Origin of the sequence: Variovorax sucrosi, from assembly GCF_051216635.1 — a bacterium.
Classification (GTDB): domain Bacteria; phylum Pseudomonadota; class Gammaproteobacteria; order Burkholderiales; family Burkholderiaceae_C; genus Variovorax.
The window spans coordinates 38,851-55,719 of sequence record NZ_JBPJZU010000007.1 but is presented as its reverse complement, the minus strand read 5'-3'; the positions used below and the strand labels follow the sequence as shown (position 1 = coordinate 55,719).

18 protein-coding genes are annotated in these 16,869 nt (G+C 67.8%); 15 read left to right on the top strand and 3 right to left on the bottom strand.

Annotation, left to right across the window (positions count from 1 at the left end; all coding sequences use genetic code 11):
• Positions 1-17: 17 nt before the first annotated feature.
• On the top strand, positions 18-419 hold the full coding sequence (locus ACSFBE_RS14680) for a hypothetical protein (protein ID WP_435491133.1): 402 nt from the start codon (positions 18-20) through the stop codon (positions 417-419).
• 21 nt (positions 420-440) lie between these two features.
• Here the strand turns inward: ACSFBE_RS14680 and ACSFBE_RS14675 are convergent, their stop codons facing one another.
• Positions 441-863 carry a hypothetical protein gene (locus ACSFBE_RS14675; protein ID WP_435491132.1) on the bottom strand — a complete coding sequence of 141 codons (423 nt, stop codon included), beginning with the start codon at positions 861-863 and terminating at the stop codon, positions 441-443.
• Between the two features lie 80 nt (positions 864-943).
• On the opposite strand from ACSFBE_RS14675, the gene ACSFBE_RS14670 reads away from it, so the two are divergent.
• From ACSFBE_RS14670 to ACSFBE_RS14655, 4 genes are all read left to right on the top strand, one after another.
• Positions 944-1,606, top strand: a complete 663-nt coding sequence (locus ACSFBE_RS14670) for an alpha/beta hydrolase (protein WP_435491131.1) — start codon at positions 944-946, stop codon at positions 1,604-1,606.
• Between the two features lie 96 nt (positions 1,607-1,702).
• Positions 1,703-3,259 (top strand): glutamate--cysteine ligase, encoded by a 1,557-nt coding sequence (gene gshA, locus ACSFBE_RS14665; protein ID WP_435491130.1) that lies wholly within the window; start codon positions 1,703-1,705, stop codon positions 3,257-3,259.
• A gap of 174 nt (positions 3,260-3,433) precedes the next feature.
• Positions 3,434-3,805 carry a response regulator gene (locus ACSFBE_RS14660; RefSeq protein ID WP_435491435.1) on the top strand — a complete coding sequence of 124 codons (372 nt, stop codon included), beginning with the start codon at positions 3,434-3,436 and terminating at the stop codon, positions 3,803-3,805.
• Positions 3,806-3,894: 89 nt separating this feature from the next.
• Positions 3,895-4,758 carry a D-amino acid aminotransferase gene (locus ACSFBE_RS14655; RefSeq protein WP_435491129.1) on the top strand — a complete coding sequence of 288 codons (864 nt, stop codon included), beginning with the start codon at positions 3,895-3,897 and terminating at the stop codon, positions 4,756-4,758.
• A gap of 31 nt (positions 4,759-4,789) precedes the next feature.
• Here ACSFBE_RS14655 and ACSFBE_RS14650 read toward each other — a convergent pair whose 3' ends face one another.
• Positions 4,790-5,221, bottom strand: coding sequence for a CBS domain-containing protein (locus ACSFBE_RS14650; RefSeq protein WP_435491128.1), 432 nt, complete (start codon positions 5,219-5,221; stop codon positions 4,790-4,792).
• 398 nt (positions 5,222-5,619) lie between these two features.
• Here ACSFBE_RS14650 and ACSFBE_RS14645 point away from each other — a divergent pair, with 398 nt between their 5' ends.
• On the top strand, positions 5,620-6,585 hold the full coding sequence (locus ACSFBE_RS14645) for an OmpA family protein (protein WP_435491127.1): 966 nt from the start codon (positions 5,620-5,622) through the stop codon (positions 6,583-6,585).
• Positions 6,586-6,710: 125 nt separating this feature from the next.
• Positions 6,711-7,664, top strand: coding sequence for a ribosome biogenesis GTPase YlqF (gene ylqF / locus ACSFBE_RS14640; RefSeq protein ID WP_435491126.1), 954 nt, complete (start codon positions 6,711-6,713; stop codon positions 7,662-7,664).
• 14 nt (positions 7,665-7,678) lie between these two features.
• Here the strand turns inward: ylqF and ACSFBE_RS14635 are convergent, their stop codons facing one another.
• A complete protein-coding gene (locus ACSFBE_RS14635; protein ID WP_435491125.1) occupies positions 7,679-7,897 on the bottom strand; it encodes a hypothetical protein in 219 nt (72 codons plus the stop codon).
• A 176-nt stretch (positions 7,898-8,073) separates the two neighbouring features.
• Between ACSFBE_RS14635 and ACSFBE_RS14630 the strand changes: the two genes are divergently transcribed.
• The 8 genes from ACSFBE_RS14630 to ACSFBE_RS14595 all read left to right on the top strand — a co-directional run bounded on the left by ACSFBE_RS14630 (position 8,074) and on the right by ACSFBE_RS14595 (position 16,866).
• Positions 8,074-9,009: a M14 family metallopeptidase gene (locus ACSFBE_RS14630; RefSeq protein WP_435491124.1), complete on the top strand. Its 936-nt coding sequence runs from the start codon at positions 8,074-8,076 to the stop codon at positions 9,007-9,009.
• A gap of 175 nt (positions 9,010-9,184) precedes the next feature.
• Positions 9,185-10,777, top strand: coding sequence for an ABC transporter substrate-binding protein (locus tag ACSFBE_RS14625; RefSeq protein WP_435491123.1), 1,593 nt, complete (start codon positions 9,185-9,187; stop codon positions 10,775-10,777).
• Between the two features lie 3 nt (positions 10,778-10,780).
• Entirely contained in the window at positions 10,781-11,758 is a 978-nt protein-coding gene (locus ACSFBE_RS14620) for an ABC transporter permease (protein WP_435491122.1), read from the top strand.
• A gap of 26 nt (positions 11,759-11,784) precedes the next feature.
• Entirely contained in the window at positions 11,785-12,717 is a 933-nt protein-coding gene (locus tag ACSFBE_RS14615) for an ABC transporter permease (protein ID WP_435491434.1), read from the top strand.
• A 2-nt stretch (positions 12,718-12,719) separates the two neighbouring features.
• The gene (locus ACSFBE_RS14610) at positions 12,720-13,721 is read left to right on the top strand and encodes an ABC transporter ATP-binding protein (protein ID WP_435491121.1); all 1,002 of its coding nucleotides are present in this window, start codon (positions 12,720-12,722) and stop codon (positions 13,719-13,721) included.
• A gap of 36 nt (positions 13,722-13,757) precedes the next feature.
• Positions 13,758-14,774, top strand: coding sequence for an ABC transporter ATP-binding protein (locus tag ACSFBE_RS14605; protein WP_435491120.1), 1,017 nt, complete (start codon positions 13,758-13,760; stop codon positions 14,772-14,774).
• Positions 14,771-15,664 (top strand): N-formylglutamate amidohydrolase, encoded by an 894-nt coding sequence (locus tag ACSFBE_RS14600; RefSeq protein ID WP_435491119.1) that lies wholly within the window; start codon positions 14,771-14,773, stop codon positions 15,662-15,664. Before ACSFBE_RS14605 ends, ACSFBE_RS14600 begins: the two co-directional genes overlap by 4 nt.
• A complete protein-coding gene (locus ACSFBE_RS14595; RefSeq protein WP_435491118.1) occupies positions 15,661-16,866 on the top strand; it encodes a M20 aminoacylase family protein in 1,206 nt (401 codons plus the stop codon). The genes ACSFBE_RS14600 and ACSFBE_RS14595 overlap by 4 nt, the downstream gene beginning before the upstream one ends.
• Positions 16,867-16,869: the final 3 nt, after the last annotated feature.

Below are 16,869 nucleotides of genomic sequence, written 5' to 3'. Positions count from 1 at the left end.
TAGGAGAATCGGAACCCATGACTCTAGCCTTCCCGCCCTTGCGCGCCCTCCGGCGTCTTCTTGCGCTGGCCGCCTTCGCGGCCGGCGGTGCCGCAGCACAGGACACGGCCCAGTTCCCCCTGGCCGCCGTGCGCTTCCTCGAAGGGGAACTGCCCCGGATGGACGTCGCCGTGAAGGAACGCGACCGGGACTATTTCGAGGAGGCCATGGGCCGTACCGTGGCCTTTTCCGAGGACTGGGGCTTCAAGACGCACGCCAATCCCGCCTTGGCGCCGTACCGCAGCTGCACCGAGGCGGTGTCGGACTTCGTCATCGTCGGCCTTTGCCGGCTGATGCCCAACGGCAGCGAATGCGACGCGATGCTTGCCAGCCGCTTCGACACCAACCTGCGGCAGTGCCGGCAGGCCGCTGGCCGCTGAGCAGCCCGAAAAGGCGCCCGCTCAGGCCGCCTTCTTTCGTCCCTGCAGCAAACGTTCGGCCACGACCCGCGCGTCGGACTTGCCATCCACGGCCGCCACTTGCAGCGGCCCCTCGCCCGTGGCGACAGCCACGGCGGTGGCCTTCCTGGGGCACAGGCCCAGGCAGGACGATTCGACGATGCGCACGCGCGGTCGACCGGTGCCCAGCGCCTTCTTGAACGCGCCCGGCAACTTCTTCGCCTTGCGTTTCGACGGGCCGCTGCTGCGATCCGCGCAGCGGCTGCAGACCAGCAGCAGGGCGTCGAACTTCGGTCGCGCGAAGGGCGGGGCCGGCGCGCCCGGGGGCAGGGCGAGCGGGGCGGTCGGCGATTTCGGCGTTTCCGGCGTTTCCGGCGTTTCCGGCGTTTCCGTCATTTCCGGCGGCAGGATGGGCGTGTGGTTCATGCGGTTCCTCGGGTGGCACCGAAGGGTAGCCCCCTGCCGTGCGCTATCGTGTCGGCCTGTCACCCGTCCCAAGACCTGCCATGTCCCTGCCGACCATCGAAATCGAAAGCGCCCCCCAGCCCACCGCCACCGTCATCGTGATGCACGGCCTGGGCGCCGACGGCAATGATTTCGTGCCGATCGCCAAGGAACTCGATCTCGGCGACGTCGGCCCGGTGCGCTTCGTGTTCCCGAGTGCGCCGGTGATGCCGGTCACCATCAACGGCGGCTACCCGATGCCGGCCTGGTACGACATCTTCGCGCCCGACCTGGTGCGCCGCGAGGACGAGCCCGGCCTGCGCCGATCGCGCGATGCGATCGAGGCGCTGATCGCGCGCGAGAAGTCGCGCGGCATCCCGGCCGGGCGCATCGTGCTGGCCGGCTTCTCACAGGGCTGCGCGATGGCGCTCCTGACCGGCCTGCGCCATGGGGAAGCGCTGGCCGGCATCGTCGGCCTGTCGGGCTACCTGCCGCTGGCAGCCGCCACCGAGGCGGAGCGCCACCCGGCGAACCGCACCACGCCCGTGTTTCTCGCCCACGGCACCCAGGACAATGTGGTGGTCCTGCCGCGTGCCGTCGAGACCCGCGCCGCCCTCGAGCGGCTCGGCCATGCCGTGGAATGGCATGAATACCCGATGGCGCATTCGGTCTGCCTGGAGGAAATCGCCGACCTGGGCACCTTCCTGCGGCGAGTGCTGGGCTGAAGCCCGCGGGCCAGCCGGGCAGTTTCCCCGTGCCAGCAGACGTCCGCCAGAAGTGCTAACTTCCAGCCCCACCAAAGACGGACAAGCGATAAGAACATGAGCAAATTGCAGGAGCGGCTCGCCGCGCTCTCGCCCGCGCGCTTGAGGGGCGTGCGGCGCGGCATCGAGAAGGAAAGCCTGCGCGCGCAGCCCAATGGGCAGCTCGCGCTGACGCCGCATCCGCTGCCGCTGGGCTCGGCGCTGACGCATTCGAACATCACCACCGACTTCAGCGAATCGCAGCTCGAGCTGATCACCGGCGTGCATGGCAGCGTCGAGGCGGCGCTGGACGAACTCACTCAGGTGCACCAGTTCACCTACCGCGTGCTGAATGAACTGGGCGACGAGCGCCTGTGGGTGTCGAGCATGCCCTGCGGCCTGCCCACCGACGAGACGATCCCGATCGGCCGCTACGGCAGCTCGAACGTGGGCCGCGCCAAGAGCGTCTACCGCATGGGCCTGGGCCACCGCTATGGCCGGCGCATGCAGACCATCTCGGGCATTCACTACAACTGGTCCCTGCCCGAGGTGTCGAGCGAGCAGTACTTCGCGCTGATCCGCAACTTCCGCCGCCATGCCTTCCTGCTGCTGTACCTCTTCGGTGCATCGCCGGCGCTGTGCTCCAGCTTCGTGGCCGGCCGGCCGCACGAGCTGCGACCGATCGGCGACGGCAGCATGCACATGCCCTTCGGCACCTCGCTGCGCATGGGGCCGCTCGGTTACCAGAGCGAGGCGCAGGCCTCGCTGCAGGTCAGCTACAACAGCCTCGAGGGCTATGGCGCGTCGCTGCAGGACGCGCTCACCCGCCCCTGGCCGGCCTACGAAGCCATCGGCATCCAGAACCCTGGCGGCGACTACAACCAGCTGGGCACCACGCTGCTGCAGATCGAGAACGAGTTCTACGGCACCATCCGCCCCAAGCGCGTGATCTACCCCGGCGAGCGCCCGCTGCACGCGCTGCGCGAGCGCGGTGTCGAGTATGTCGAGGTGCGGCTGATGGACCTCGACCCCTTCGTGCCGATCGGCATCACCGCCCAGACCATCCGTTTCCTCGACGTCTTCCTGCTGCACTGCCTGCTCAGCGACAGCCCCGACGACACGCCGCAGGAGATCGCCGAACTGGCGCACAACCAGCACCTGACCGCGGCCCGCGGGCGAGAGCCCGGCCTGCAGCTTCTGCGCGGCGGCCAGGAGATTGCGCTCACCGAATGGGGCGCCGATCTGGTCGCCCAGTGCCGGCCGATCGCCGAGGCGCTCGATGCGGTGCATGGCGGCGCCGCCTATGCGGAGGCGCTCGACGCGGCGGTCACCGGCCTGCGCGACGCGCATAGCCTGCCTTCGGCGCGGGTGCTGGCCGCGATGGCGGCCGATCACGGGGACTCGTTCACCGGCTTCGCGCGTGCGCGCTCCGAGGCGGTGCGGCAGGCACTTCTGACGCGGCCCTTCGCCCCCGAGGACCAGGCACGCTTCGTCCAGGCCAGCCTGGAGTCGGTCGAGGCGCAGAAGCGCATCGAGGCGGCCGACACCATGCCCTTCGAGATCTACCGGCAGCAGTACGTGTCGCCGGCCCGGCTCGGGCTCGGCGCGCGGGCACGCAGCACCGCCACCGCTTGAGGCCGGGGCCGGTGCGAGCGCGCCGGCCCGTCGGCGGGCCCGCGGCGCACGCGACCGGTAGGCGTCGACCTACCACGTTTGGCCAGCATGGCTCACCGCGCGCCGCGTTGCAGTGCGCAAGATGAGGTCAAACAGCCTCTTCAGCCTCTTTGGTCCGCCGTGATCCATTCCTCCATGCCCTACAAGACCTACCTGGTCGAAGACAACCCCGTGATTCGAGAGAATCTGGTCGGCTTTCTCGAGGATGTGGCCGACACCACCGTGGTGGCCCATGCGAGCAGCGAGCAGGAGGCCGTCCAGTGGCTTCGCGGCCACCACGACGGGTGGGACATGGCCATCGTCGACCTGTTCCTGCAGGAGGGCAACGGCTTCGGCGTGGTCGACGCTTGCCGCAACCGCTCAGCGCATCAGAAGGTGGTGGTGCTCAGCAACTACGCCACGGCCGACATGCGCGAGCGTTCGCGTGCATTGGGAGCAGACGCCTTCTTCGACAAGTCCGCCGAGATCGATCAGTTGCTCGCCTACTGCGAAGGCGCGCACCGTTAGGGCCTGTTGCCAGGCTGGCCGGCATGGCGCGTCGCACGCCGCGCATGCACTGCGGGGAGAATCGGGGCTTCACTCCTTTCGGCTTCCGCATGCACGCTTTTCCCGATTCCCTCTGCTACCTCAACGGCGAGTACACGGCCCTGGCCGACGCCAAGATCTCGGTGCTGGACCGCGGCTTCATCTTCGGTGACGGCATCTACGAAGTGGTGCCGGTCTACGGCCGCAAGCTGTTCCGCTTCGGGCCGCACATGGCCCGGCTGAACCGCAGCCTGGCCAGCCTGCGCATCGCGAGTCCGCTGGACGAAGCCGGCTGGCTCGAACGAGCGCGCCGCCTCATCGCCGACCACCCGGCAGAGGATCAGATGCTCTACATCCAGGTGAGCCGTGGCGTCGCACCGCGCGACCACGTCATGCCCCAGGACGTGGTGCCGACGGTGTTCATGATGACCAATGCGATGAAGCTGCCCGCCGCCGCGGTGCTCGCAAAGGGCGTGGCCTGCGTCACCGCGCGCGACTTCCGCTGGGAGCGTGCCGACATCAAGAGCACCTCGCTGCTGGGCAACGTGCTGGCACGGCAGATCTCGGCCGACGTCGGCGCGGCCGAGACCATCCTGTTCCGCAATGGCCTGCTGACCGAGGCCTCGTCCTCGAACGTCTGGGTGGTGCGGGGCGGTGCGCTGTTCGGCGTCCCCAAGAGCGAGCATGTGCTCGAAGGCATCCGCTACGACCTGATCCGCGAACTGTGCGAGGCCGAAGGCATTCCGTACGACCTGCGTCCGCTCGGCGAGGCGGAAGTCCGCGCGGCCGATGAGCTGCTGCTGAGTTCGGCCAGCAAGGAACTGCTGCCGGTCACGCTGTTGGACGACCGCCCGGTCGGCAATGGCGTACCGGGGCCGGTGTTTGCACGCCTGCACGCCGTCTACCAGCGGGCCAAGGCAGACCAGTCGATCTAGCCAGCGCGGGAGCGATCGCTCCCGGCCCCGGCTAGCTCTGGATGTAGTGGGTCAGCTGCTCGATCGTCTTCTCGTGGTCGGCGATGATGTCGTCCATCAGGTCGCGGATCGACAGCATGCCCACCACCTTGTCGTCCTCGACCACCGGCAAGTGGCGGATGCGCTTCTGGCTCATGAGGGCCATGCATTCGTGGGTCGGCGTCTGCGGCGTGACGGTGAAGACGTTGGCCGTCATGATCTCGGCCACGCGCATCTCCTTGGAATTCTTGCCGAGCAGCGCGACCTTGCGGGTGTAGTCGCGCTCGGAGAAGACGCCCACCAGTCGCTCGTCTGCCATGACGACCAGGGCGCCGACTTCGTGCCGCGCCAGCACGTGCAAGGCATCGAAGACCGTGGCGTCGGGGCCGGTATGCCACAGGCCGGCATTGCGGCGCTGGGCGAGCAGGACGGAAACAGGTTTCATGGTCACTCCCTCGGATTGGATAGCAGGCGGTGCGTTCGGGACGCGCTGCATTCATCATAGGGGTGTGTCGCGGTCCGTGGCTAGGTACACGAATGGCTTCGTCGCGAAGCCGGACTTCGAGCAGGGCGCTCGCAGCGCATGCGTCTTCGGGAGCGCCGGCTGCGGCCCTTGCGCGGCGTCCATCCTAGGGCGCCCTGCGGCGCGATCAACAGTCTGGACGGCCCTAAGCCACTGCGCACGCGTTCGGCGCGCTGCAAGGCTGGCGAACGCGCCTGGCGTGTGCAATTCCCCGCTTCCGCGGTGTTTGCGTGTTCCTGGGGTTCCGACGCACAGCGCGGTCGGCTATGGTCCGCGCCGCCGAAGGCGCTTTGCCATGGCTTCACCCAGGGAGAGAAAAAATGTTTGATGAACTCATCAAGGAAATTGCTTCGCGCTTCGCGCTGGGCCACAAGGCCGGCGATCTGGTCAGGCTGCTGCTCGCGGCCATGGCCGACGCGCGGACCGGCGGCCTGAGCGGATTTGCCGATCGCTTCAGGCAGGCCGGCGCAGACGAGGCCGTGCAGGACTGGCTGACGCCGGCAGGGCCCATGGCAGCGCCGGTGTTGAGCGCCACGCAGGTCGAATCGGTGCTGGGCGGCCCCGGCGGGCTGGTCGGCCGCATTGCCGAGCGACTGGGCAGCAGCCCGTCGATCATCGCCTCGGCCATTGCCCTGGCGGCACCCACGATCATGCGACGCCTGGCAGCGGGCGGGCGTTGGCCGACGCTGGCGCCGACGGAACTCGAAGGCATGGTCGGCACCGCACGAGCCACCCCCAGCGCCGAGCGCGCCGAGCCGCAGCGCCGCAGCGGTTTCTTCAAGTGGCTGGCGTGGCTGCTGGTTGCGTTGGCCGCGATCCTCCTCATCGTGCAGTGCCGCCAGCTGGCGGCGGGCCCTGGCGTGCCCACTGCGGCCAGGGCCGTTGCCAGCGCGGCGGCCGGTGCGGTGCAGGCCACGCTCGACGCGATTCCTTCGGGCGCCGGCGCCCTCGCGGCGATGGTCGACGGGCAGCCTGCGCTCAAGGTGTACTTCGACACCGGCAAGTCGGATATCTCGCCGGAGTTCGCCGAACGCGCCAAGCCGCTGGTCGAATTCCTGCGGGCCCACGGCGGCTCGCAGGCCGTGGTCTCGGGCTACAGCGATCCGACCGGGGGCGCCGCGGCCAACGCCGCGATGTCGCAGCAGCGCGCGCAGGCCGTGTCGGCCGCGCTGCAGGCGGCTGGCCTGGCCGAGTCCAGCATCGTCTTGCAGAAGCCGGTCGACATCACCGGCAGCGGCGACACCCATGCCGAATCGCGCCGCGTCGAGGTGACGATCCGCAAGTAGCCGGGGACGCATCCCGCGCTGGCAACAGAAAGGGGCTTGGGCCCCTTTCGCCATTGGGAAGGCCGTGCCGGCCTTCCCGCACAATGCATACCCTTCCGGACGCCCGACAGAAAGAGATACACACGATGGCCATTCAGTGGTTCCCCGGCCACATGCACCTGACCCGCAAGGCCATCGGCGAGCGGATCAAGGACATCGACGTGGTGATCGAGCTGCTCGACGCCCGCCTGCCGGCCTCGAGCGCCAACCCGATGCTGGCCGAGCTGACCGGCCACAAGCCGGGGCTGAAGGTGCTGAACAAGCAGGATCTGGCCGACCCCGGGCGCACCCAGCAATGGCTGGCGCACTACAACGCGCTGCCTGACACGCGCGCCATCGGTCTCGACGCCAGCCAGACGACGCCGGCGCGCCAGCTGGTGGACGCCTGCCATGCGCTGTCCCCCCTTCGCGGCGGCATGGCCAAGCCGATGCGGGTGCTGATCTGCGGTATTCCGAACGTGGGCAAGTCGACCCTGATCAACACGCTGGCGGGCGGCCGCAAGGCCAAGACCGGCGACGAGGCCGGCATCACCAAGCTCGAACAGCGCATCACCTTGGCCGACGACTTCTACCTGTGGGACACGCCCGGCATGCTGTGGCCGCGGATCATCGTGGCCAAGAGCGGCTACAACCTGGCCGCCAGTGGCGCGGTCGGACGCAACGCCTTCGACGATGAAGAGGTGGCACTCGAACTGCTCGACTACGTGAAGCGGCACTACGCCGCGATGCTTGCCGTGCGCTTCAAGCTCGACCTCGACGGGGCGGCAGTCGCCGGCATGACGGACGAGGCGCTGCTCGAAACCATCGGGCGCAAGCGCGGCGCGTTGCTGGGCAAGGGCCGCGTCAACCTGCAGAAGGCGGCGGAGATCGTGATGCACGCGTTCCGCGACGGCAGCCTCGGGCGCATCACGCTGGAGACGCCGGAGGAATTTGCGTTGTGGCTGGCCGAAGGGCAGCAGCTCGATGCCGAGCGGCAGGCGAAGAAAGAGGCGCGTGGCGGCAAGGGGAGGCGCGAGCCCGCGGCGGACACGGGCAGGTAGATCGCTTCGTGACCTCAGGACTTCGGAACGATTTTTCCGGCTTCGACGTACTCGTCGTACTGCATCCGCGGAATGGCCGTGAGGCCGACCACCCCTTTCTCAGCCTCCCAGCTCAACGTCGCGCTGTCCGGTGCAAGCACCACTTCGACGAGGGTGCCGACCGGGATGACCAGCGGCACGCCGTCTCCCGGCGAATAACTGACGTGGCCCTGGATGGTGGCGAATTGGCTCATTCTCGGATCCTCCTTCATTGATGGAAGCTTCGATTGGACGCGATCCGACGGCCTGAGCCTGTCGGAGAAATGGCCGCCTTGGCAAGGCGAGCTCTGCAGTTGTAGCAAACTGGGATGGCGCTCCGGCGTGCCCCGAAAAAAACACCTCTCTCCTCGCTTCCAGCCCCACCAGCCCCATGACGCAAGCCCCTCCCGTTCTCGAAGTCCTGCCTCGCGACATCAGCGCCTACCGAGACGGTAACACCGGCATCGACTACGTCCACCGCTTCGAATCCGGCCAACCCGGCCCTCACGTGCTCATCAACGCGTTGACGCACGGCAACGAGATCTGCGGCATGGTCGCCGCCACGCATCTGCTCGACACCGGCGTGCGCCCGAAGATCGGGACGCTGACCGTCAGCTTCTCCCACGTCGAGGCCTACAACGCCTTCGATGCCGAGAAGCCCTTCGACAACCGACAGATCGTGCACAACCTCAACCGCATCTGGTCAGCCGAGATGCTCGACGGCACCGAAGACAGCCCCGAGCTGCGACGTGCACGCGCGCTGCGGCCGGTGATCGACGCGGCCGACTACATCCTCGACATCCACTCCACCAGCCAGGACGTGGTGCCCTTCTGGGTCTACCCCGCCTACGAGCGCAACGCCGAGGTGGCGCTGGCCGTTGGCATCCCGGCGGTGCACTTGGTCATGCCCAACGGCCTGGGCTCCGGCACGCCATTGATCCAGTATGGCCACCATGGCGAGACGGACGGCAAGGGCGCAGCGATAGTGGTCGAGTGCGGCCAGCACTTCAAGCAGTCGGCCGCCGAACTGGCGACGACGGTGACCTTGCGTTTCCTCGCGCACTTCGGCTTGATCGACAAGGACCCCGCGGCGCCGGCGCCCGGCCCGCAGCGCCGCTTCGAGCTGCTGCAGACGCACATGATCAAGGACGCCGACTTCCATTTCGTGCGCCCGCTGATCGGCTTCGAAACCTTCGCCAAGGGCGAGCTCATCGCCACCAACGGCAACGAGGAAATTCGTTCGCCTTGCGACGACTGCACCGTCTTCATGCCGGCCCAGCGCACGATCGTCGGGCGCGAAGCGGTCTACCTCACCCGGCCGCTCTGAGCGGGCGCGCGCGCACCCGTGTCCAGCGGGTTAGCACGGGTTACCTGCCCTCCGGGGCGACCCTATTCTGTTCCGACGGGCGACGCAAAGTGGTGCGCTTCTTGCATGCTCCTCTGCAGTGCGCTCAGGCGCTTTTTTTATGACCCCTCCCTGGAGAGATACACACATGCGAGGAATGACTTCCTTTCGGCCCAGCGGTCGACGCCTGATGGTCGCTGCCGTCGTCGCCGGCGCCACCTTCTCGGGTGCTGCGTTCGCCCGCGACCTCGTTGTCGCGCTGAAGACCGAGCCCACGTCGATGGACCCGCAGTACCACGCGCTCACGCCCAACATCCAGCTGTCGCAGACACTGTTCGATCCGCTGGTGTGCGGCGATGCCGAGCTGAAGCCCGAGCCCTGCCTGGCCGAGTCGTGGAAGGCCGAGGGCAATGTCTGGACCTTCAAGCTGCGGCCCAACGTCAAGTTCTCCGACGGCTCGCCCATGACCTCGGCCGACGTGCTCTTCACGATGGACCGGGTCCCCAAGGTGCCGAACAGCCCATCGTCCTTCAAGGTGTACCTGCAGAAGATCGAGAAGGTCGAGGCGCCCGATCCGCTGACGGTGCGCATCACCACCTCGGAACCGTACCCGCTGCTGGCCATCAACATGGTGGGCCTGCCGATCATGTCGGCCAAGGCGGCCGCGGGCTCCGCGCCCGAAGGCAAGACCACCACCGAGCTGAATGCCGGCACCGGCCTGGTGGGCACCGGTCCGTACAAGTTCGTCTCGTGGAAGCGTGGCTCCGAAATCATCTTCGAGCGCAACCCGCATTACTGGGGCAAGGCGCCCGCGTGGGACAAGGTCATCTACCGCCCGATCAGCAACCCGGCCGCCCGCGTGGCCGCGCTGCTCGCCGGTGACGTCGACCTGGTCGAAGACCCACCGACCGACGACCTCGAACGCCTGAAGAAGGACCCGAAGCTCACGGTCGAAACCAAGGCCTCGAACCGCATCATCTACGTCGCGCTCGACCAGAATGGCGAGACCACGCCGGGCATCACCGACACCAACGGCAAGAACCCGCTGCTCGACAAGCGCGTGCGCGAAGCGCTGTCGCTGGCCATCGACCGCCAGGCGCTCGTCTCGCGCACCATGGGTGGCGTCGCATCGCCGGCCGCGCAGCTGCTGCCGTACCCGATGTTCGGTGCCAGCAAGAACCTCACGACCGCCGCCAAGCCGAACCCCGAAAAGGCGAAGGCGCTGCTGAAGGAAGCCGGCTACCCGAATGGCTTCACGCTGGTGCTGGGCACACCGAACGGCCGCTACATCAACGACAGCAAGGTCGCGCAGACCCTGGCCGCCATGTGGACGCGCATCGGCGTGAAGACCTCGATCGATGCCAACGCGCCGGCGGTGTTCTTCAAGAACCGCGACACCTATGTCTACAGCGCCTACCTGGCGGGCTGGGGCACCTCGACCGGCGAGATGTCGAACACGCTGAATTCGCTGCTGGTCACGCCCAACAAGGAAAAGGGCGTCGGCACGACCAACCGCAGCCGCTACTCCAACCGCGCGCTGGACCAGCTGGTGGCTGACTCCGCGACGCAGATGGACGGGACCGCGCGCGCCGAGACGTTGGCCAAGGCCAGCGAGTTCGCGATGGCCGACTTCGCGATGCTGCCGATCCACTTCGAGCACTCTGTGTGGGCGATGAAAAAGGACATCAGCTTCAAGGGCCGTGCAGACCAGCAGACGATGGTCCAGTACGCGGTGCCCGCCAAGAAGTAGCAGGTGCTGGCCTTCATCATTCGCCGCCTGCTGCAGGCGGTGCTCGTCATGGCGGTCATGTCGGGCCTGGTCTTCGTCGGCCTCTACGTCGTGGGCGACCCCGTGTCGATGATGGCGAGCGCCGAAGCCACCGACCTTGAACGCGACGAGATCCGCGCCAACTTCGGGCTCGACAAGCCGCTGTGGCAGCAGTACGGCATCTTCATGTCGCATGCGTTGCAACTGGACTTCGGCAAGAGCTTCCTCACCGGCCAGTCGGCCATGGGGCTGATCCTGGAGCGCATGCCCGCCACGCTGGAGCTGGCCATCGTGTCGATGGGCCTGTCGATGCTCGTCGGCGTGCCGCTGGGCATCTGGGCCGGGCTGCGGCCGAACGCCATCAGCACGCGCGGCATCATGACCGGCTCGGTGCTGGGCTTTTCGCTGCCCAACTTCTGGGTCGGGCTGATGCTCATCATGGTGTTCGCCGTGTACCTGGGCTGGCTGCCGGCCAGCGGGCGCGGCGCCACGCGGCACATCGGGCCGCTCGACCTGAGCGTGCTCACGCTCGACGGCTGGTCGCGCCTCGTGCTGCCGGCCGTGACCATCGCGCTCGCCAAGGGCGCACTCATCATCCGCGTCACGCGGGCCGCCACGCGCGAGGCGCTGCCGATGGACTACATCAAGTTCGCGCGCGCCAAGGGCCTGGGCTGGAGCCGCATCCTGCGCGTGCACTTGCTGAAGAACATCATGATCCCGATCATCACGGTCGGCGGGCTGGAGTTCGGCCAGGTGGTGGCTTTCGCGGTCGTCACCGAGACCATCTTCGCCTGGCCCGGCATGGGCAAGCTGCTGCTCGACTCCATCATCACGCTCGACCGTCCCGTGGTCGTGGCCTACCTCATCCTCATCGTGTTCTTCCTCGTGATGCTCAATCTCGCGGTGGACATCCTCTATTCGGTGCTCGACCCGCGCGTGCGGCTGCAGGGAGCCAAGGCATGAACGACACGACCCTCCACGTCACCACGATGGCGCCCGACGCCATCCCCGCCCTCATCGCTGAGGGTCCGGTGGTACTGCCGCCGCCCGAGACGCCGTGGCAGCGCTTCCGCCGCGAGTTCATGGCGAACAAGCTGGCGATGTTCGGCCTGGTGCTGCTCGCGCTGGCGGTGTTCGTCGCGGTGTTCGCGCCGTGGATCTCGCCGCAGGACCCGTACGACATCGGCAAGCTCGACATCTTCGATTCGAAGCTGCCCCCGGGCAGCCGGGATGCGGCCGACACCATGACCTACTGGCTGGGCACCGACGGCCAGGCGCGCGACCTGCTCTCGGCCATCTTCTACGGCCTGCGCACCAGCCTGATGGTGGGCGGCATCTCGGTGGCCGCGGCGCTTGCCATCGGCAGCGTGGTCGGCCTGGCCGCCGCCTACTTCGGTGGCTGGATCGACGCGCTGCTGATGCGCATCGTCGACATCCAGCTTTCGTTCCCGGCCATCCTCGTCGCGCTGATCCTGCTGGCCATCCTGGGCAAGGGCGTCGACAAGGTGATCATCGCGCTCATCATCGTGCAGTGGGCCTACTTCGCGCGGGCCGCCCGCGGCGCGGCGCTGGTGGAGCGGGCCAAGGAATACGTCGAGGCCGCACAGTGCATGTCGCTCGGCTGGCCGCGCGTGCTGCTGCGCCACATGCTGCCCAACTGCCTGCCGCCGCTGATCGTGATCGCGACCATCGACCTGGCGCACGCCATCGCGCTGGAGTCGACGCTGTCGTTCCTCGGTGTCGGCGTGCCGGTGACCGAACCGTCGCTGGGCATGCTGATCGCCAACGGCTTCGAGTTTTTGCTGTCAGGCAACTACTGGATCTCGTTCTTCCCGGGCATCGCGCTGGCGCTGTCGATCGTCGGCATCAACCTGGTGGGCGACCACCTGCGCGACATCCTCAACCCGCACAACGCGCACTGAGCATGACGATGGAATCCAAGATGTCGAACGCCATGCCCGTGCTCGACGTGCAGGGCCTGCAGACCCATTTCTTCACCCATGGCGGCGTGGTCAAGGCGGTCGACGGCGTCGACCTGCGCGTGCATGCCGGCGAAATCCTCGGGCTGGTCGGCGAGTCGGGCTCGGGCAAGAGCATCACCGGCTTCTCGGTCATCGGCCTGATCGACGCACCCGGGCGCATCGCCGGCGGCCACATCCGCTACCTCGGCGAAGAACTGGTCGGTGCCACGGAGCAGCGCTTGCAGAAGCTGCGCGGCAAGGAGATCGCGATGATCTTCCAGGACCCGATGATGACGCTCAACCCGGTGCTGCGCGTCGACACGCAGATGGTCGAGGCGATCCATGCGCACGAGAAGGTCAGCGCCAAGGCCGCGCTGGCGCGGGCGCGCGATGCGCTGGCGATGGTCGGCATTCCGTCGCCCGAGGAGCGGCTGCAGACTTACCCGCACCAGTTGTCGGGCGGCATGCGCCAGCGCGTGGCGATCGCCATCGCGCTGCTCAACCGGCCGAAGCTCATCATCGCGGACGAGCCGACGACCGCGCTCGACGTGACCATCCAGGCTCAGATCCTGTTCGAGGTGCAGAAGCTGTGCCGCGAGACCGGCACCGCGATGATCTGGATCACGCACGACCTGGCCGTGGTGTCGGGCCTGGCCGATCGCATCGCCGTGATGTACGCCGGGCGCATCGTCGAGAGCGGTGCGACCGCCGACGTGATCCGCGCGCCCTCGCATCCGTACACGCGCGGCCTGATCGATTCCATCCCCACGCGTGCCACGCACGGCACGCTGCTGCGGCAGATCCCGGGCATGACCCCGTCGCTGCTGCACTTGCCGCAGGGCTGCGCCTTCCGCCCGCGCTGCAGCCATGCGACCGACACCTGCCTGGCCGTGCCGCAGCCCGAGCCGGCACCGGCCGGCAAGACGGTGCGCTGCTGGCACATGCTGACCCCCGAGATGGCCTGAACACACTGCATGGAAACCCTTCTCGAACCCACCCCCATGAGCCCTGTCAGCACCGGCACGCCGCTGCTGCAGTTGCGTGGCATCTCCAAGCGCTTCGTGCAGGACATCGATCTGGCCGGGCGCATCGCGAACCTGATGGGCGCGGACAACCGCGCGTCCGTCGTGCATGCGGTGGCCGACGTCGATCTCGACATCCAACCCGGCGAGGTGATCGGCGTGGTCGGCGAATCGGGCTGCGGCAAATCGACGCTGGGCCGCGTCATCGCCGGCATCAACCCGCCGACCGAAGGGACCGTCAGCTACCTCGGCAAGCCGATCGCCGACATGAACGCGACCGAGCGCCGTGCCTGGGGCCTGGGCGTGCAGATGATTTTCCAGAACCCAATGGCCTCTCTCAACCCGCGCATGCGGGTGATGGACATCGTGGGCGAAGCGCCGGTCGTGCATGGCCTGGTGAAGGCCAAGGACAAAGCCGACTACGTCGGTGCGCTGATGCGCCAGGTCGGCCTCGACCCCGACTACGCGCAGCGCTACCCACACCAGTTCTCGGGCGGGCAGCGGCAACGCATCGGCATCGCGCGGGCGCTGGCGCTCAAGCCGCGGCTGATCGTCTGCGACGAGGCTGTGGCCGCGCTCGACGTGTCGATCCAGGCGCAGGTGCTCAACCTGTTCCTGGCGCTGCGCCGCGAGTTCGACCTGACCTATCTCTTCATCAGCCACAACCTCGGCGTGGTGGGGCATGTGTCGGACCGCGTGGTCATCATGTACCTCGGCCGCATCGTCGAGGTCGCGCCGACCGAGACCATCTTCAACGCGCCGAACCACCCGTACACGCAGGCGCTGCTGTCCGAGCTGCCGACGCTCGAGACCACGCGCCGCGCCTACCAGCCCATCAAGGGCGAACTGCCATCCCCGCTGGCGCCGCCCCCCGGCTGCGCCTTCCACCCGCGCTGCCCGCACGCGATGCCGCGCTGCCAGGTCGAGGCACCGCCGCTGCGCACGCTGCAGCCCGGCCACACCAGCGCGTGCCACCTCAACGATCTCTCTGCATGACCGCTTCGATACCCGTTCTCCCGAGCGTCCCCACGCCGTTCCCGCCCTTCACGCTGCGCTTGCCCGAAGGCGAGCCCCTGCCGCTCATCTGCGACTCGCCCCACAGCGGCACGAAGTACCCTGACGACTTCGGCTACGCCGTGCCCTTCGATCTGCTACGCGCCGGCGAAGACACCGACGTGCATGTGTTGTGGGACGCGCTGCCGTCGGTCGGCGCTACGCTGCTGGCGGCCGAGTTCCCGCGCGCCTACATCGACCCGAACCGTGACATCGAGGACATCGATGCCGGCATGCTCGCCGAGCCCTGGCCGGCGCCGCTGCGGCCCAGCGAGAAGACCCGCCTGGGCATCGGCCTGATCTGGCGCGACGCGAAGAAGAACGGCAACGGCGCCATCTACGACCGCAAGCTGCCGGTGGCCGAGATCCAGAACCGCATCGCGATCTACCACGCGCCGTACCACGCGGCCATGCGCGAACAGATCGAGGCGGCCTATGCGCGCTTTGGTGCCGTGTGGCACCTGAACCTGCATTCGATGCCTGCCGATTCGTACGAGGGCCTGCAGATCCAGAGCGACCATCCGCTCGCCGACTTCGTGCTGGGCGACCGCGACGGGACCACCGCCGCGCCCGAGTTCACCGCGCTGGTGGCCGAGGCCTTGAAGAAGCGCGGCTTCAGCGTGGCCATCAACGACCCCTTCAAGGGTGTCGCGCTGATCGCCCGCCTGGGCCGGCCGGCCGAGCGCCGCCACAGCATTCAGATCGAAGTGCACCGCGGCCTGTACATGAACGAAATCACCCGCGAGCGCAGTGCAGGCTTCCAGGCTCTGCAAGATGCGCTCACAGGCGTCTCGCAAGACATCGCAACCTACGTGAAGGACCAAGTCAAATGACGCTCATCGCCGATATTGCAGACAAGCACGCGGAGTTCACCGCGCTGCGCCGCGACATCCACGCGCACCCCGAACTCGCGTTCAAGGAAACGCGCACCTCCGACCTGGTGGCCGAGCGCCTCGCGGCCTGGGGCATCGAAGTGCACCGCGGCCTCGGCACCACAGGCGTCGTCGGCGTGCTGCACGGCACGCGTGGCGCCGGCGAACGCGCCATCGGCCTGCGCGCCGACATGGACGCGCTGCCCATGCCCGAGCACAACCGCTTCCTGCATGCCTCGAAGAACCCCGGCCGCATGCACGGCTGCGGCCACGACGGCCACACCGCGATGCTGCTGGGTGCGGCGCACTACCTGTCGACGCACCGCGACTTCGAAGGCACCGTCAACTTCATCTTCCAGCCCGCGGAAGAGGGCGGCAACGCCGGCGCCAAGGCCATGATGGACGACGGCCTGTTCGACAAGTTTCCCTGCGAAGAGATCTACGGTATCCACAACATGCCGGGCTTCGAGGCCGGCCACTTCGCCTTCCGCAAGGGCCCGACGATGGCGTCGAGCAATCGTTTCGACATCATCGTGCGCGGCACCGGCGGCCACGCGGCGCAACCGCACAAGTCGGTCGACACCATCGTCATCGCCGCGCAGATGGTCGGCGCGCTGCAGACGCTGATCTCGCGCCACAAGAACCCAATCGACGTCGCGGTGGTGAGCGTCACGCAGATTCATGCGGGCGACGCCTACAACGTGCTGCCCGGCGAAGCCGTGATCCGCGGCACGGTGCGCACCTTCAGCACCGAGGTGCTCGACGACATCGAGGCCAACATGCGCCGCATCGCCGAGATGCTGCCGCAGGCGCACGGCGGCACGGGCGAACTGAAGTTCCACCGCGCCTACCCGCCGCTGGTGAACTGGGACGCGCAGACCGACTTCGCGATGCAGGTCGCCAAGGACACCTTCGGCGCCGACAAGGTCGACGGCAACACGCCGCAGCACGGCGGTGCCGAAGACTTTTCGTTCTACCTGCAGAAGGTGCCGGGCTGCTACCTCTTCGTCGGCAACGGGGGCGGCGGCCACCGCGAAGAGACGTACCACGGCATGGGTCCGTGCGAACTGCACAACCCGAACTACGACTTCAACGACGCGCTGCTGCCGGTGGGGTCGACCTACTGGGTGCGGCTGGTCGAGGCGTTCTTCGGGCGCGAGTAAGAC

What these genes read in the sequence shown, in the direction of transcription:
- gshA (WP_435491130.1), top strand. Translation starts at nt 1,703, where the DNA reads ATGAGCAAATTGCAGGAGCGGCTCGCCGCGCTCTCGCCCGCGCGCTTG.
- ACSFBE_RS14645 (WP_435491127.1), top strand. Translation starts at nt 5,620, where the DNA reads ATGTTTGATGAACTCATCAAGGAAATTGCTTCGCGCTTCGCGCTGGGC.
- ACSFBE_RS14660 (WP_435491435.1), top strand. Translation starts at nt 3,434, where the DNA reads ATGCCCTACAAGACCTACCTGGTCGAAGACAACCCCGTGATTCGAGAG.
- ACSFBE_RS14605 (WP_435491120.1), top strand. Translation starts at nt 13,758, where the DNA reads ATGAGCCCTGTCAGCACCGGCACGCCGCTGCTGCAGTTGCGTGGCATC.
- ACSFBE_RS14595 (WP_435491118.1), top strand. Translation starts at nt 15,661, where the DNA reads ATGACGCTCATCGCCGATATTGCAGACAAGCACGCGGAGTTCACCGCG.
- ylqF (WP_435491126.1), top strand. Translation starts at nt 6,711, where the DNA reads ATGGCCATTCAGTGGTTCCCCGGCCACATGCACCTGACCCGCAAGGCC.
- ACSFBE_RS14675 (WP_435491132.1), bottom strand. Translation starts at nt 863, where the DNA reads ATGAACCACACGCCCATCCTGCCGCCGGAAATGACGGAAACGCCGGAA.
- ACSFBE_RS14680 (WP_435491133.1), top strand. Translation starts at nt 18, where the DNA reads ATGACTCTAGCCTTCCCGCCCTTGCGCGCCCTCCGGCGTCTTCTTGCG.
- ACSFBE_RS14610 (WP_435491121.1), top strand. Translation starts at nt 12,720, where the DNA reads ATGACGATGGAATCCAAGATGTCGAACGCCATGCCCGTGCTCGACGTG.
- ACSFBE_RS14655 (WP_435491129.1), top strand. Translation starts at nt 3,895, where the DNA reads ATGCACGCTTTTCCCGATTCCCTCTGCTACCTCAACGGCGAGTACACG.
- ACSFBE_RS14625 (WP_435491123.1), top strand. Translation starts at nt 9,185, where the DNA reads ATGACTTCCTTTCGGCCCAGCGGTCGACGCCTGATGGTCGCTGCCGTC.
- ACSFBE_RS14615 (WP_435491434.1), top strand. Translation starts at nt 11,785, where the DNA reads ATGGCGCCCGACGCCATCCCCGCCCTCATCGCTGAGGGTCCGGTGGTA.
- ACSFBE_RS14650 (WP_435491128.1), bottom strand. Translation starts at nt 5,221, where the DNA reads ATGAAACCTGTTTCCGTCCTGCTCGCCCAGCGCCGCAATGCCGGCCTG.
- ACSFBE_RS14635 (WP_435491125.1), bottom strand. Translation starts at nt 7,897, where the DNA reads ATGAGCCAATTCGCCACCATCCAGGGCCACGTCAGTTATTCGCCGGGA.
- ACSFBE_RS14630 (WP_435491124.1), top strand. Translation starts at nt 8,074, where the DNA reads ATGACGCAAGCCCCTCCCGTTCTCGAAGTCCTGCCTCGCGACATCAGC.
- ACSFBE_RS14600 (WP_435491119.1), top strand. Translation starts at nt 14,771, where the DNA reads ATGACCGCTTCGATACCCGTTCTCCCGAGCGTCCCCACGCCGTTCCCG.
- ACSFBE_RS14670 (WP_435491131.1), top strand. Translation starts at nt 944, where the DNA reads ATGTCCCTGCCGACCATCGAAATCGAAAGCGCCCCCCAGCCCACCGCC.